Source organism: Corynebacterium riegelii (assembly GCF_016728505.1).
GTDB lineage: Bacteria > Actinomycetota > Actinomycetes > Mycobacteriales > Mycobacteriaceae > Corynebacterium > Corynebacterium riegelii.
On record NZ_CP068159.1, the window covers coordinates 2,141,859 to 2,156,913 of the forward strand.

At 59.5% G+C, this 15,055-nt stretch carries 15 protein-coding genes; 7 read left to right on the forward strand and 8 right to left on the reverse strand.

Annotation, left to right across the window (positions count from 1 at the left end; all coding sequences use genetic code 11):
- Positions 1 to 34 precede the first annotated feature (34 nt).
- Both I6I71_RS10180 and I6I71_RS10185 read right to left on the reverse strand, forming a co-directional pair.
- Positions 35 to 559 (reverse strand): carboxymuconolactone decarboxylase family protein, encoded by a 525-nt coding sequence (locus I6I71_RS10180; RefSeq protein ID WP_070494767.1) that lies wholly within the window; start codon positions 557 to 559, stop codon positions 35 to 37.
- Between the two features lie 124 nt (positions 560 to 683).
- The gene (locus tag I6I71_RS10185) at positions 684 to 1,280 is read right to left on the reverse strand and encodes a peroxiredoxin (protein WP_052203982.1); all 597 of its coding nucleotides are present in this window, start codon (positions 1,278 to 1,280) and stop codon (positions 684 to 686) included.
- Between the two features lie 104 nt (positions 1,281 to 1,384).
- Between I6I71_RS10185 and I6I71_RS10190 the strand changes: the two genes are divergently transcribed.
- A complete protein-coding gene (locus I6I71_RS10190; RefSeq protein ID WP_201820799.1) occupies positions 1,385 to 2,335 on the forward strand; it encodes a hydrogen peroxide-inducible genes activator in 951 nt (316 codons plus the stop codon).
- Entirely contained in the window at positions 2,328 to 6,191 is a 3,864-nt protein-coding gene (gene hrpA / locus I6I71_RS10195) for an ATP-dependent RNA helicase HrpA (RefSeq protein ID WP_201820807.1), read from the forward strand. Before I6I71_RS10190 ends, hrpA begins: the two co-directional genes overlap by 8 nt.
- 11 nt (positions 6,192 to 6,202) lie before the next feature.
- On the opposite strand, the gene nrdR is transcribed toward hrpA, so the two are convergent.
- Together nrdR and I6I71_RS10205 are read right to left on the reverse strand one after the other, a co-directional pair.
- Entirely contained in the window at positions 6,203 to 6,661 is a 459-nt protein-coding gene (gene nrdR / locus I6I71_RS10200; RefSeq protein WP_052203978.1) for a transcriptional regulator NrdR, read from the reverse strand.
- Between the two features lie 48 nt (positions 6,662 to 6,709).
- The gene (locus I6I71_RS10205; RefSeq protein WP_052203975.1) at positions 6,710 to 7,027 is read right to left on the reverse strand and encodes a hypothetical protein; all 318 of its coding nucleotides are present in this window, start codon (positions 7,025 to 7,027) and stop codon (positions 6,710 to 6,712) included.
- A 258-nt stretch (positions 7,028 to 7,285) separates the two neighbouring features.
- On the opposite strand from I6I71_RS10205, the gene lexA reads away from it, so the two are divergent.
- Together lexA and I6I71_RS10215 are read left to right on the forward strand one after the other, a co-directional pair.
- A complete protein-coding gene (gene lexA / locus I6I71_RS10210) occupies positions 7,286 to 7,978 on the forward strand; it encodes a transcriptional repressor LexA (protein ID WP_414017436.1) in 693 nt (230 codons plus the stop codon).
- A gap of 55 nt (positions 7,979 to 8,033) precedes the next feature.
- On the forward strand, positions 8,034 to 8,303 hold the full coding sequence (locus I6I71_RS10215; protein WP_201820809.1) for an HPr family phosphocarrier protein: 270 nt from the start codon (positions 8,034 to 8,036) through the stop codon (positions 8,301 to 8,303).
- Between the two features lie 22 nt (positions 8,304 to 8,325).
- Here the strand turns inward: I6I71_RS10215 and I6I71_RS10220 are convergent, their stop codons facing one another.
- Positions 8,326 to 9,687: a uracil-xanthine permease family protein gene (locus I6I71_RS10220; protein ID WP_236587308.1), complete on the reverse strand. Its 1,362-nt coding sequence runs from the start codon at positions 9,685 to 9,687 to the stop codon at positions 8,326 to 8,328.
- 63 nt (positions 9,688 to 9,750) lie between these two features.
- Here I6I71_RS10220 and nagB point away from each other — a divergent pair, with 63 nt between their 5' ends.
- Positions 9,751 to 10,479 carry a glucosamine-6-phosphate deaminase gene (nagB, locus tag I6I71_RS10225; protein WP_201820813.1) on the forward strand — a complete coding sequence of 243 codons (729 nt, stop codon included), beginning with the start codon at positions 9,751 to 9,753 and terminating at the stop codon, positions 10,477 to 10,479.
- A gap of 8 nt (positions 10,480 to 10,487) precedes the next feature.
- On the opposite strand, the gene hflX is transcribed toward nagB, so the two are convergent.
- Complete coding sequence (gene hflX / locus I6I71_RS10230) at positions 10,488 to 11,987, reverse strand: GTPase HflX (protein ID WP_201820815.1); 1,500 nt, start codon at positions 11,985 to 11,987, stop codon at positions 10,488 to 10,490.
- A gap of 73 nt (positions 11,988 to 12,060) precedes the next feature.
- Here hflX and I6I71_RS10235 point away from each other — a divergent pair, with 73 nt between their 5' ends.
- Positions 12,061 to 12,807, forward strand: a complete 747-nt coding sequence (locus I6I71_RS10235; RefSeq protein ID WP_052203965.1) for a hypothetical protein — start codon at positions 12,061 to 12,063, stop codon at positions 12,805 to 12,807.
- A 15-nt stretch (positions 12,808 to 12,822) separates the two neighbouring features.
- On the forward strand, positions 12,823 to 13,338 hold the full coding sequence (locus I6I71_RS10240) for a hypothetical protein (protein WP_201820818.1): 516 nt from the start codon (positions 12,823 to 12,825) through the stop codon (positions 13,336 to 13,338).
- Positions 13,339 to 13,349: 11 nt separating this feature from the next.
- On the opposite strand, the gene dapF is transcribed toward I6I71_RS10240, so the two are convergent.
- On the reverse strand, positions 13,350 to 14,150 hold the full coding sequence (gene dapF, locus I6I71_RS10245) for a diaminopimelate epimerase (protein ID WP_201820820.1): 801 nt from the start codon (positions 14,148 to 14,150) through the stop codon (positions 13,350 to 13,352).
- Positions 14,147 to 15,055, reverse strand: coding sequence for a tRNA (adenosine(37)-N6)-dimethylallyltransferase MiaA (miaA, locus tag I6I71_RS10250; RefSeq protein WP_201820822.1), 909 nt, complete (start codon positions 15,053 to 15,055; stop codon positions 14,147 to 14,149). Before miaA ends, dapF begins: the two co-directional genes overlap by 4 nt.

Here is a 15,055-nt window from a genome sequence, read left to right on the forward strand (position 1 = left end):
GGGTGGATCTAGATCCACCCGCTAGGGTGCAGCTCTAGCGTGCGTCCTCAATAGTGATGGTCTGGGCGACAGCCTGGACCACGCTGGCAACCTTGACTGCTTCCCAGACCTGTTCCTTGGTCAGGCCGCCTTCACGGACCTCATTGGCGTGGGCGACAGCGCAGTGCTCACAGCCGTTGATAGAAGATACGGCCAAGGACCACAGCTCGAAGTCCACCTTGTCCGCACCCGGCTTGGAGATGATGTTCATGCGCAGGCCGAACTTCACCTGTGCGTAGTCATCGCCCAGCCAGTTCTTGGCGCGGTAGGCAACGTTGTTCATAGCCATGACGGTGGCTGCGCCAAACGCTGCATCGATAGCCTCCTCGGAGAGGTGCTCCTTCGCCTCGTCGGTGATCTCAGAGATCACGGTTGCGTTGCGGGTTGCTGCAGCGGAGGCCACCAGCGTGCCCCACAGCTGCTGCTCGTTGAGCTCAGTGGAGCGGGTGAGGGAACCCAGGTTGAGCTTCTGGTCCTTTGCGTACTCCGGAAGTGCGTTGCGCAGGTTCTCAATAGACATAGTTAATCCTCGTGTTTCGTGTCAGTGGGTATGAAAGGTTGTTATGGAAGCGCCCCGCCGCTCCAACGATGTGGTGCGGAGGGCGGGGCGTTACGGAAGCTAAAGCGCCTGAGCTATTTCAGGGCTACTTCAGGGACTCCTGGACCACTGCCATCTTGTCGATGTTCTTGGTCGGGTCGTTCTTCTGCCAGTCACATGCGCAGACTTCCTCGGACTGCAGTGCGTCGAGCACACGCAGAACCTCATCAACGTTGCGGCCAACAGCGTCCGGGGTCACGGACACGAACTGGATGATGCCGTCCGGATCAATGATGAAGGTTGCACGGTCTGCAACGCCGTCTGCGTTCTCAACACCGAGTGCGCGGATCAGGTCGTGGCGGATATCGGAGAACATCGGGAACGGGATGTCCAGCAGCTCTTCGTGGGTTGCGCGCCAGTTGAAGTGGGAGAACTCGTTGTCGGTGGAGCCGCCGAGCACCTGGGTGTCGCGATCCTCGAACTCCTCGTTCAGCTTGCCAAACGCAGCGATCTCGGTCGGGCAGACGAAGGTGAAGTCCTTCGGGTAGAAGAAGACGATCTTCCACTTGCCTTCGTACTTGTCCAGGGAGACACGCTCAAAGTAGTCATCCGGAGAAGATGCGTTAGCGGACTTCAGGTTGCCGCCCTTCAATGCGATGAGATCAAACTCAGGGAAACGCTCTCCAACGGTCATGATCGGCATAACAAACCTCCTGGTGTTGTGATTTGGGTGGTACGCCAACAAGTGTGCCACAACTCTCCGAGCTCTGCAAGAGAAACTTATAAAGTTGCGCTACGCTAATAGGCATGCCCAATAGAGAGTTCAGGCCAACCCTGTCGCAACTTCGATCTTTTGTCACCGTTGCAGAACAAAAGCACTTCGGTTCCGCAGCGGCCAAGCTCGGCATTTCCCAGCCCTCACTGTCCCAAGGACTCGCTGCGCTGGAAGAGGGATTGGGCGTGCAGCTCATTGAGCGCTCCACCCGCAAGGTGATTGTCACCGCCACCGGTAAGGCGCTACTGCCCGATGCCAAGGCCGCAATTCATGCCGCTGAAGCCTTAGTGGTGCGCGCTCGTGGCGCAGCTGACCCGTTTGCAGGTCCGTTGACGCTTGGCATCATCCCTACAATCGCGCCGTATCTTCTGCCCCACTTGCTTCCGCTGATTGCAGAAGAGTTTCCACAGACGCAGCTGCAGGTAGTTGAAGAAAAGACCGAGCGCCTGCTGGCGAAGCTGCGCGATGGACTTATTGATGTCGCGCTGCTTGCCCTTCCCGCCGACACTCCGGGTCTTGAGGAGATCCCGCTCTACACTGAGCCGTTCGCCGCTGTGATGCCCAAGGACCACCCGCTAGCCGGCAAGCGTGACTTATCGTTGGATCAGCTTGGCCAGTTGGAGCTTTTGCTGCTTGACGACGGTCACTGTCTCCGCGACCAAGTCATCGACCTGTGTAAGGCTGCCGGTGTTGCCAACACGGCCAACGCGCATGCTGTGGCGCGCGCGTCCTCACTGACGACCGTGGTGCAACTGGTCGTCGCCGGCATGGGAGCAACATTGCTGCCGGTCTCGGCGCTTGCCGCGGAGTGCTACCGGCCAAACCTTGCCGTAGCGCGCTTTGCCAAAGACTCGGGCGCGGGCAGGGAGGTCGGTGTGGTCTTCCGCACGGCGTCTATACGCAAAGAGCACTTCGCTGAGCTTGGGAGCATAATCAAGCGTGCCTACGAGTCTGCCGTAGACTCGTGGCCTGAATATGAATAAGACCAGGTTTGACCAGCTCACTATCGCGGATGAACGCCGATTTCGTCGGCGTTTGAGAAACGCAAAGTCTGATGCGGCACGCGCTCAGATTGCCAAGGATATGCAACAGGCTGCGGCAATAGTCGCAGGCCGTGACGCTTTGGTGCCCGAAATCACCTACCCGGAAAAACTTCCTGTCTCCGCGCGCCGCGATGACATCATGGCAGCCGTGCGCGACAACCAGGTTGTGGTGATCGCGGGTGAAACCGGTTCTGGTAAAACCACCCAGATTCCCAAAATGCTTTTGGAGATGGGCCGTGGTCGCCGAGGCATGATTGGGCATACCCAGCCGCGAAGGCTGGCCGCTCGAACCGTGGCGGAACGTATTGCTGACGAGCTCGGCCAGGACATTGGCCAGTCCGTGGGCTACGCCATTCGCTTTGATGATCGCGTATCTGACTCCACCGCCGTCAAGCTGATGACAGACGGCATCTTGTTGGCGGAGATGCAGCGGGACCGCTTCCTCAATGCCTACGACACGATCATTATTGACGAGGCGCACGAACGCTCACTCAACATCGATTTCCTGCTGGGCTACCTCAAGCGGCTTTTGCCGAAGCGTCCGGATCTCAAGGTGATCATCACCTCAGCAACGATTGATCCTGAGGCATTTGCGAATCACTTCAAGGACAAGCACGGCAACCCAGCACCAATTATTGAGGTCTCTGGTCGCACCTACCCTGTTGAGATCCGCTACCGTCCGCTGGAAGGTGAAGACGGGCTGGCAGACACTGACATGATTGACGGTGTGGTGGATGCCTGCGCGGAGCTTATGCGCGAAGGCGACGGCGACATCTTGTGCTTTTTCGCATCTGAGCGTGACATCCGTGACTGTATGGAGGCGATTGAGAAGAAGCACTGGCGTGGCGTCGAGGTTGTGCCACTGTTTGGTCGGCTCTCCAACGCGGAGCAGCACAGAGTCTTCTCGCCGCATTCCGGCAGGCGCATTGTGCTGTCTACCAACATCGCGGAGACTTCACTGACGGTGCCGGGTATTCACTACGTGGTTGATACTGGCCTTGCGCGTATTTCGCGTTACTCCACGCGCACCAAGGTCCAGCGTCTTCCCATTGAGGAGATCTCCCAGGCGTCTGCAAATCAGCGCTCGGGCCGATCGGGACGTGTGGCAGACGGTATTGCTATCCGCCTCTACTCGGAGGAGAACTTCAACGCGCGCGCAGAGTTCACGGACCCGGAGATTCTGCGTACCAATCTGGCCTCGGTGATTCTGCAGATGATCTCGCTGCGGCTTGGTGATGTTGCGGAGTTCCCCTTCATCCAGGCACCGGACCCCAAGGCGATTAGAGACGGCCTGCTGATCCTCCATGAGCTGGGCGCCATTGGGGATAAGGAGCGCGGCGGCGCGCCAGTGCTCACCAACATCGGACGCGACATCGCGCGTATTCCTGTGGACCCGAAGATGGCGCGCATGCTCGTTGAAGCTGACCGCCTCGGCGTGCTTAAAGACGTCACCGTGATCGTCGCCTACATGACCATCCAGGACGTGCGCGAACGCCCACTGGAGTTCCAGGCCCAGGCCGACCAAGCGCACGCGCGTTTTAAGGACAAGGAATCCGATTTCCTCTCAGCGCTCAAGCTGTGGGATTACATCAAGGATTCCCGCGATGAGCTTTCTGGCAACGCGTTTCGCAAGCGGATGAAGCGCGAATTTTTACACTACATGCGCATTCGTGAATGGTACGACTTGGTGCGTCAGCTCCGCGATGTGGAAAAGCAGCTTGGTTGGAAGGGCTGGAACAGCCAGAACGAGAATCGTGATGCTGACTCGATCCACCAGTCGCTACTGACCGGTTTGCTGTCCAACATCGGTGCACGCGATGGCAATTCTAAGGAATACAACGGGGCTCGGGGGACGAGGTTTGTGATCTTCCCGGGGTCGTCGATAAGCAAAAAGCCCCCAGAGTTTGTGATGGCCGCAGAGCTGGTGGAGACCTCGCGACTGTTCGCGCGTGATGTAGCCAAGATTGAGCCAGCGTGGGTCGAGCGAGCCGCAGGCGATTTGCTGCGCCGCAACTATTCGGAGCCGGTATGGTCCCGCAAGCGCTCAAGTGCAATGGTGCACGAAAAGACCATGCTGTATGGCGTAACCATCGTGCGCGATCGTCTTGTGCCCTACCACCGGGTGGATCCGGCGGGTGCGCGAAATATGTTTATCCGGCATGCGCTGATTGGCGGCGATTGGAACCGCCACCACATGTTCATCGAGCACAACGAGGCGATGCTGGCCGATGCCGCAGAGGTTGAGGAGAAGGTTCGCCGCCGCGGTTTGGTGGTGGATGAGGACACGCTGTTTGAGTTTTATGACTCAAAGCTGCCTGCCGATGTCACAACTGCACGCCACTTCGACTCATGGTGGAAGAAGCAGCGCAGCAAGGATAAGCACTACCTGGATTTTGATCCGGAGCGGCTGCTGGATTCAGACGGCATCGATACCTCCGAGGTTGCGTTTCCTGCGGTTCTCAAGCAGGGGTCAGTAGCTTATGAGCTGCGCTACAAGTTTGAGCCGGGTGACCCGTTCGACGGCGTCACCGTGCTCGTGCCAGTACCTCTGCTTGCTGGCCTTGACTCCGCTGGCTTTGAGTGGTTGGTTCCGGGTCTGCGCGAGGAGTTGCTTACGGAGCTGATTCGTACCCTGCCGAAGCAGCTTCGCAGGACGGTGGTGCCGGCCCCAGTTTTCGCTGCTCGTGCCCTGCCCCTGCTTGAAGAGGGCATCCCGCTTGACGACGCTTTGACGAACGCCCTGCGCTCCCTCGGCGCCAGCGGCATTAATGCCTCAGACTTCCGGCCGGACGCGCTGCCTGGACACTTGCGGATGACGTATGCGGCAGTGGATCGCCGCGGCGACATCATTGACAGTGATAAGGCTCTGGATGCGCTGCGTCGCAGGCAGGCGGGCGGTATCCGTTCCTCGGTATCCAAACGCGCACGTGGCAGCGAGTCCGAAACGGTAAAGGCCTGGACTGCGGAAACCTTGGGTGCCGTGCCGGAAACTGTAACTACGGTTATTGACGGCAATGAGGTGGAAGCCTACCCAGCGCTGGAGGCAACTAAGGGTGGCGTGAAGGTGACGGTGCACCCCACGAAGGCAGCGGCGGATGCGTCGATGACCACGGCAACGCTGACTTTGCTGCTTCGCCAGATCCAGGTGTCACCACAACAGATGACGAAGGGGCTACCGCTTCGCCACAAGGTAGCCGTGGACCACTACCCCCATGGTGGTGCTGAAGGTTTGGTGGAAGATGCCCGCGTGGCCGTCATCCGTGACCTACTGCTTGCCCACGGTGGTGCCGTGCGCACCCCTGAAGAGTTTGACGCGCTGCTTGCAGAGATTAAGCCGAAGGTAGCCGGCGAGGTTCGCCGCATCGTTGTCGGCATTGCCCCGGGCCTTGCGGACTTTGCCAATATGCGCGCAGAGCTTGCCAAATGGGAGGGCCCGGCGATTAATGATATGCGCAGTCAGCTGGACTTCTACCTACCAAAGCACGCGATTACCCTGCATGGCGCTGGCCACTTGCAGCACTTGCCGCGATATATCGAGGCGATACGGATTCGGCTTGAAGATATGAGTTTGGATCCGGACCGGGACGCGGATCGCCAGATGGTGATTGATGACGCGAAGCGTTACCTTGCCCAGAAGATGGCAACGCTTCCGGCGAACCGGAAAAAGTCGAAAGCCTACAAGGACATTCTCTGGCGGATTGAGGAGCTTCGAGTCAGCATCTTCGCGCAGCGCTTGGGCACACCGCAGCCGGTGAGCCAGCGCCGTATTGAGAAGATGACTGACGCGTTGCGTTAGAAGGTACTGCGCTAAAAGTCTTCGCGGTCCCTGCGGCGCATGAGACGAATCTCTGACTCAAAGTCGTCGGCGCTCTCAAAAGACTTGTAGACCGAAGCGAAGCGCAGGTAGGCCACCTCGTCTAAAGCGCGCAAGGGCTCAAGCACTGCCAAGCCGATCTGGTTGGCGGGCACCTGCGAACTACCTTGCGCGCGCACGGTCTCCTCCACCTGCTGGGCTAGCCGCTTGAGCGCGTCATCTGATACGTCACGGCCCTGGCAGGCGCGGCGCACACCGACAATGAGTTTGTCGCGGTCAAATGGCTCGCTCACCCCGTTTCGCTTGACCACCATCAACACGGCCTTTTCAACGGTGGTAAAACGTCCCCCGCATTCTGTGCACTCGCGGCGCCTGCGAATGGCTGCACCGGCCTCTACTGTGCGGGAGTCGGTGACACGAGAATGCGCGTTGTGGCAAAAAGGGCAAAACACAAGATCTAAGTCTAGCCCTGCCTGACAAAGCCCTAAGGCAGATTGAGACTAACGCGCCACAACAGGTGAAAGCTGCGCGATCTCTGCGGTAGTCGGTTCTTCACCACCACCGAACGCCCCACCGAACAGTGAGCCAATCAGTAGCGCCGCAGCCATCACCACCCCAACAAAGAGGCTTTCTCTACGTTCGTGCCCAGGTTCGAATCCATCTACAGCAGTCTCTTGAACCACCCGTGCAGGAGCGTTTTCTGCACGCAGTTGGCGGATGGAGCTGGTAGAAACCCGGCGGCCTTCCACAGGGGAAAGATCCCAGACCTCGGAAGCTACAGAGGTACGTGGGTGGGTATTGCGAATGATCGTGGTCATAGTTTTGTCTCCTTGTGATTATGTTTGGCTTCATCGTAGGAACGCAAGACACACGCCTTAGCTGGCTGCGCCCATACGTTCGAACGAGTACATGTTCGATTTATAGCAGGTGTTCGAACGCGTGTCCAGATTTTTCGCAAAATATCGAACAGACTTGCCTAACGTGGTAGTTTCACAACTAGGACCTTGGCTAGGACCTTTGCTAGGACCTTGACAATTGAGCTATACGGACAGACAAGCACCAAAGGAGCACAGAACGTGGCACGAAAGAAGACAGACCCAAACAGCCTGGACATGAGCAAGCTGAGCGACCGCCAGCGCCGAATCCTCCAAGTCATTCAGGACGCGGTTGTACTGCGCGGTTACCCGCCAAGCATCCGCGAGATCGGTGATGCTGCAGGGCTACAATCCACTTCCTCTGTGGCGTACCAGCTGAAAGAACTAGAGAAGAAGGGCTTCCTTCGGCGCGATCCCAACAAGCCCCGCGCAGTAGATTTGCGCCACTTGCCGGGCGCTCCAACTGCCCGTAAGAAGGCCACAGCTCCGGCTGCCCAGAATGCCCCGGAAGACGCGTCCAACGCCCGCTTTATCCCGGTTGTCGGCCAGATCGCTGCAGGCGCCCCAATCCTGGCTGAGGAGAATGTAGAGACCTACTACCCTCTCCCGGAGGAGCTGCTCGGCGATGGCGAGCTGTTTATGCTCAAGGTTGTCGGTGATTCCATGGTGGACGCGGCAATCCTAGACGGCGATTGGCTTGTAGTTCGCTCCCAGCCGGTAGCCGAAGAGGGACAGATCGTTGCCGCACTCATTGATGGTGAGGCGACCGCGAAGGTGTTCCACAAGGATTCTTCGGGTGTTTGGCTCATGCCGCGAAATGACGCATTCTCCCCCATCAAGGGCGATGATGCGGAGATCATGGGTCTTGTCGTTTCCGTGTTCCGTGCACTCTAGGTTGCCGGTTGACTCTAGTATTGAATAGCTAGAGATAACGAAAGGACTTGACCCCATGGCTTCAAAAACCGTGAAAGTGGGCTCCACAGTGGGCCTCCACGCCCGCCCCGCCACCGTCATCGCTGACGCTGCCAGCGAATATGATGACGACATTATTCTCACCCTTGTTGGAGGCGATGACGAGGACGTAACTGACGCCGCGTCCTCGCTGATGATTATGGCGATGGGCGCGGAGTTCGGTGACGAAGTCACGGTTACGTCAAACAATGCTGGGGCAGTTGACGCAATTGCCGCCCTTATCGCCCAGAACCTAGACGAAGCCTAGGCGCTTCGCTGATTCTTCACTCCTACCCGAATGTGTGGGGGTCGGCCACGTTGGCCGGCTCCCGCTTTTTCGTTGGGAAGCCCATGCGGTAACGCCCCTCGCCCACCGTGTTGTAGCACCAGCGCATGAGCGGGTACACGATGATCACACCGACAGAGCCGAGCGCAATACCCTCCAGCGCAACCGGACCCGCCTGCAGCGTGAGGTTGCCAATACCCACAATCAACGCAACTGCCGCAGCAGTGAGATTTACAGGATCGGTGAAGTCCACTCGGTTGTCTTGCCAGATACGGATGCCCAGCATGCCAATCAGTCCGTAAAGCACCAAGCACGCGCCGCCGAGCACGCCGACCGGGATGGTGAAGATGATGGCGCCAAACTTCGGAATAAATGCGAGCACGATGGCGAAGCAAGCCGCCACCCAGTACGCGGCAGTGGAGTACACCTTCGTCGCCGCCATCACGCCGATGTTTTCCGCGTAGGTCGTGGTGCCGGAACCGCCGAAACCGCCGGCGAGGGTGGTGGCGATGCCGTCGCCAATCAACGCCCTGCCCTGCATCGGATCAAGGTCCCTGCCCGTCATTTCAGAAACCGCCTTGACGTGGCCGACGTTTTCCGCAATCAGCACAACAAGCACCGGCAGCGTGACCAGAATTGCCGAGAGGTGGAACTCGGGGGTATGGAACTGCGGCAGGCCGACCCACGGTGCCGCCGAGATCGTGTCTAACGCGTCTTCTGCCAGTCCCCCGGTCAGCGCGGCAAAGACCCACCCAACAACCACGCCAATGAGGATGGACAGTCGCGCCGCCATACCGCGCGTAGCCACTGTGACAAGCACGATAGTAAGCAAGGTGACCCCGGCCACCCCAGGTTGAGCTTCCACATTTGCAACGGCAGTGGGCGCCAGGTTCAAGCCGATGAGCGCAACAATGGCGCCGGTGACAACAGGAGGCATGACCGCGTCAATGACGCGCTTACCTGCAGCTTGGACAATGAAGCCAACAACAATCAACGCGAGGCCTGTGACCAGCACACCGCCAAGCTGCGCGGCCATGCCGTATTGCTGTGACGCAGTAAGTGGCGCGATGAACGCAAACGAGGAACCGAGATAGCTTGGCAGCTTGTTCTTCGTCAACGTAAGGAAGATGAGCGTACCTAGACCCGAGAACAGCAGCGTGGTGTTGACTGGGAAGCCCGTGAGTGTGGGGACAAGCAGCGTGGCGCCAAACATTGCAACCACGTGCTGCATGCCAATGCCTATGGTGCGCAGCCAGCTCAGCCGCTCATCGGGAGCGACGACAGCGCCGGGGAGCACCCGTTTGCCGTCGCCGTGAAGTTTCCAGCCGAAGCCGCTATCCGTGCTCTTTGAAGTCGCGTTATCCACGCAGATCATTATGCACCTTTGCCAACTTTAGGAACGAAACCGCGATCGCGTAATCTCAAAATCATGCAGATCATCATCCGTAGCAACTCAGAGGAAGTCGGCCGCGCCGCTGCTGACATCATTGAGCCGTTTATCCGCCGTGGCTGCGTCCTCGGCCTTGCTACCGGCTCCACTCCGACACCGACGTACCAGGAGCTCATCCGTCGCCACAATGAGGACGGCCTGAGCTTTGCTAACACGCAAGCGTTCCTGTTGGATGAGTACGCAGCACTGCCGCATGACCACGAGCAGTCCTACTACGCCACGATTCGTCGTGAGCTGACCAGCCACGTGGATATTGATGATGCAAAGGTGCACTCCCTCGACGGCATGTCCGCTAACCCGCAGCAGACTGCGGATAACTACGAGCAGGCGATTAAGGACGCTGGCGGCGTAGATATTCAGATCCTGGGCGTCGGCGCGAACGGCCACATTGCGTTTAATGAGCCAGGCAGTGCACACGACTCGCGCACTCGCGTCATTGACCTGCACCCGCAGACAATTGCGGATAACGCCCGCTTCTTCGACAGCGAAGACGAGGTACCGCGCCAAGCGCTGACCCAGGGCATCGGCACCATCTTGGACTCACGCAACCTGATTTTCATCGCCACCGGCGAAAACAAGGCTGACGCAGTCAAAGCGCTCATCGAGGGCCCCGTCAATACCGACAGCCCCGCAAGCGCCATCAGGGAGCACCCAAATGTCACCGTGATCCTGGATGAGGCAGCAGCCAGCAAGCTGGCAAAGAACTAGATCACGAACTAAACCACAAACTCGCGGTGTTGTTCGACGAGGACGCGGGGCAGTCGGACGTCGATAAGCGTGCCTTGCTCCTGATATTCCTCTGAACGCACCGTGCCGTGCTCATGCAAGAGCGACACGACATCGCCGCGGGTAAACGGCACCAGCATGGTCACATGCTCGTCGAGAGTGTTGAGGAACATCTCGATCTTGGATTCCAGCTCCGCAATCCCCTCGCCCGTCAGCGCGGACACAAACACCACATCACGACCGGCATGATCGAAGGCGTGGCGTAGCTCCGCAAGCACGACTGGGTCGGCCTCATCGATCTTGTTCACCACAACAAGCTCAGGCGGCAGAGTCTCGCCGCTTTCGCGGGTGATCTCCGAAAGGACCTCGTTGACCGCCTCGATCTGCTTGAGCGGGAACGGGTCAGAGCCGTCCACAACGTGCAGCACCAAATCCGCCCCGGAGACCTCTTCAAGCGTTGATTTGAACGCCTCCACCAGCTGAGTTGGCAAGTGGCGGACAAACCCGACAGTGTCGGTGAGCACCACCGAGCGGCCGTCTGCCAACTGGGCTTTGCGTGTGGACGGGTCGAGGGTGGCAAACAGCGCGTCCTCTACAAGCACACCCGCATTAGTCATCGCGTTGATCAGGGAGGACTTTCCTGCGTTGGTGTAGCCCGCAATCGCAATCTTCGGCGTGGTTGAGCGCGCGCGCTGCGCACGCTTGATCTCGCGGGCCGTGGCCATGTCACGCAGCTGGTGGCGCAGCTTCGCCATCTCAGTGCGCAGGCGGCGACGATCCGCCTCAATACGCGTCTCACCAGGACCACGCAGGCCCACACCACCGTTGGAGCCGGCGCGACCACCCGCCTGGCGCGAAAGGTTGCCGCCCCAACCACGCGTACGGGTGTAGAGGTATTCCATCTGCGCCAGGCTGACCTGGGCCTTACCTTCCTTGCTCTTCGCATGCTGGGCGAAGATGTCCAGGATCAGCATGGTGCGGTCAATCACCTTGACCTTCAGCGCTTCCTCCAGTGCCACCATCTGGCCTGGGGAGAGCTCACCGTCAAAGATGACGGTATCCGCACCGGTCGCCTGCACAATCTGCGCCAGCTCTTTGACCTTGCCGGAGCCGATGTAGGTGCCCGGATCCGGCTTGTCGCGCTTTTGATAGAGAATGTCGAGCACCTCGGCGCCTGCGGTATCTGTCAGCGCGGCGAGCTCCATCATGCTGGCTTCCATCTCGGCAGTAGTACCTTCAGTCCACGCGCCGACCAGGATCACCTGCTCCAGGCGGAGTTTGCGGTACTCAACCTCATAGATGTCTTCATGGTCTTCGGAACGGATGCTGGTGTCGCGCGTGAGGCGCCGCAAAGCATTGCGATCCTCTAGATCCAGCGAACCAACAGTGGGGTCATCCGCGCCCACACCAGGCTGCGGGGAGTTGTGGCGAAATGCACGGGCCAAAAGCTCATCGTGAAGCTCATCGTGCTCATTGTCAAACTCAGTCATTGTCATACATCCTAACCAACACGCACGCCTCCGCCTTTCTTCCCACTGGCTGCGGCGAGTAGGCTGTGTGCCCATGAACACAACGACGGATCTGGCCGCGATCGGCCTGAGTTTCCCCCGCTGGCAGGATGCAGTTGAGGCAGCTATCGCTTCTGGGGCCTTGGCGGTGACAGGTGAGGTCCGCGGTGGCCAGCTCATCCAGTACTCGGATGCTTCCGGCGCGCAGCTGAACATCCTGGCGGTTGAGCCGTTTGCCACCTTCGCTGGTTTTGATGGCGTGACCCGCACGTATGCGCACATCACGCCGCTTGATGATGTTGTGGCGTTAGCCGACATCATCGATCCCCACGGCAATTCCATGGCCCAGGTGACTATTAACTTGGCTCAGGAGCCTTTGCTTGTAGACGACGCGCCGCTTTCCTGGCAGGAAACCTCCCTAACCGCGCTGACTCTTGAGCACACCCGCCACGATTCTGTGGATGCGTACCTTGAGGCGAACCCGGGCAAGGTTGTTGGCGAGGTTGTCTCCCCTGGCGCTGAGGCTGTGGCCAGCGGCGCGCCGAAATCGCCGGATGCTCGCGCGGAGTTCACCGCGCGCGTGTTGAGCGCGGAGTACCGCACCTCCCAGCTGACGGGCCAGCGTTTCATCCACGTGTCTGTGGACGCCGCGTTCCCGTTTGACGTATGCCTGCCTGACGGTGAGCTTCCGGAGCGCAACAGCGTTATCGCCGGTACTGCCGTGATGGTTGGTTCTATCCCGACTCCGCAGGGCGGCGGCTGCGGTGGGTGTGGTGGTTCCTGCGGCTGTGGGGGCCATTAGCGGAAGGCGCGGTAGATGAGTAAGCCGGACAGGGATTTCTCCATCGCAATCGTCGGTGCGTTGGTGCTGGCGGCTGTGGTGATGCTTGTGGTGCTTTTGCGGGTACCCGGGCTAGTTCTGTCCGCATTGCTTGTAGCCATTGTCGGTTTGATCGCACGGAGATACCAGCCGCATCCGGAGGTTGAGGCGATGCGCGCGAGCTTGGGGTACGCGCGCGATGATATTTGCGAGATCCTGGATGCGTACAACCAGCTGCTCAATGGGGCTTCTGCCGCCGATGTTGCAGACCGCACGCTGCACTTCCCCGCACTGGCGAACCCGGATAACTCGGTATCCGAAATCAACGAATTTTTATTGCGCGCGTCTTCTGCGCGCCGGTTCCTCTCGCGTATCGACGCCTACCTGGAAGACCCCACCGTCGACCGCGCACAGCTCGAACGCCTTCTAACTATCGCGGATCAGCGCGCCGCCGAGCTTGAGATCGCCTGGGACGACGCACGCCGCGCCGCCCGGGAAATCGGCCCGAGCTAACGCGACAACGCCTACATATCGGCAACCAGCTCGCCGCGGGCGACAACCGTGGAGGGACCAGTCATGGTGGCAACGCCGTTCTCCAACTCCACCTCAATTGCGCCACCGGGCACGTTGACGGTGACGCTGCCGTTTTCAATGCCGGCGTCTGCAAGCGCAGCCTGTGCTGCCGCAACAGTGCCGGTGCCACAGGAGCGGGTCTCCCCTACGCCGCGCTCCCACACGCGCATGTGTACTGCGCCTTCGGCAAGCTCGGTGAGCACCTCAACGTTGACGCCCTCGGGGAAGAACTCCGGATCAAACTCCGGCTGTACAAAATCGAGCCCAGCCAGCTCATCGGCGGTCAAACCTGGGATCACACATGCTAGGTGCGGATTGCCCACATCCACGCCGATACCGGCGAACTCGAAGGACCCCATGCGAGCCGTAGACACACCGGTAACTTCGACCTCCCCCATGCCGACAGCCACCACAGCATGCTCAGCATCGACGGATAGCACTTTGATGGTTTTCACGCCGGCGCGGGTGTCCACCTCGAACTCGGAGGAATCTTCTAGGCCCTCCGATACGAGGACGTGGGCAAACGCACGAATGCCATTGCCGCACATCTCCGCAATAGAGCCGTCGGCGTTGCGGTAATCCATAAACCAACGCCCCTCATTGCGCACCACCCGCAGCAGGCCGTCGCCGCCAATGCCAGCGCGACGGTTGCACAAAAATGCGACCTGCTCGGGGGTGATGTCCAGCTGACCGTCAACGTCAACGATCACCACAAAGTCATTCTCAGTTGCGTGGGCTTTAATGAATTTCACGCATGCGAGTCTAGCGCCGCCAGCGCGTCCGCAACCAGTGACGGCGATGCAGCATCCAGCCACACAATCCGCGGATCACGGTTAAACCACGACCGTTGGCGTCGCACGTACCGGCGGGTGCCGGTGATGGTTTGCGTAATGGCGTCGGCAAGCAAAAGCCCCCCATCGAGATATTGCAGCACCTGTGCATACCCGATCGCGCGTCCTGCGGTGGATTCCCGGACCAGTCCTTGGGTGGCAAGGGTACGGACCTCATCAACAAAGCCGGCGTCAAACATCTGCTGGGTACGCAGCTCAATGCGCGGGTTGAGCCACTCAGGTGTGGTGCGAAGGCCCAGGATGCGGGTCCCCCAGCGCGGTGGCGCGTCCTTCGGCGGCTGGGATGCCTGGAAAGGTTTGCCGGTCAGCTCAATTACCTCAAGTGCGCGGACGGTGCGGCGCGGGTCTTTGTCCTCAATAATGCGCGCGGCGGCAGGATCTACCTGGGCAAGCTCCGCGTGCAGGGCATCTACTCCGATTGCGGCCAGACGCTCCTCATAGCGCGCACGCACGGCGGGGTCAGTGGGTGGGAACGACCAGTTATCAATCAGCGACTGGACATAAAGCATCGAGCCACCCACCAAAATTGGCACGTGTCCGCGCGCCATGATGTCTTCTACCGTGGCCACGGCCTGGGACTGGTACTCAGCAACCGACGCCACACGGGAAACGTCCCAAATATCCAACAGATGATGCGGGATGCCCTCACGCTCATCTACCGGCAACTTCGCCGTGCCAATATCCATGCCGCGATACAGCTGCATCGAATCAACATTGACCACCTCACCGCCAAGCTTGTGTGCGAGCGCAATGCCAAGCGCCGACTTACCCGAGGCAGTCGGGCCAACCACAGCAATCGGAGTCAC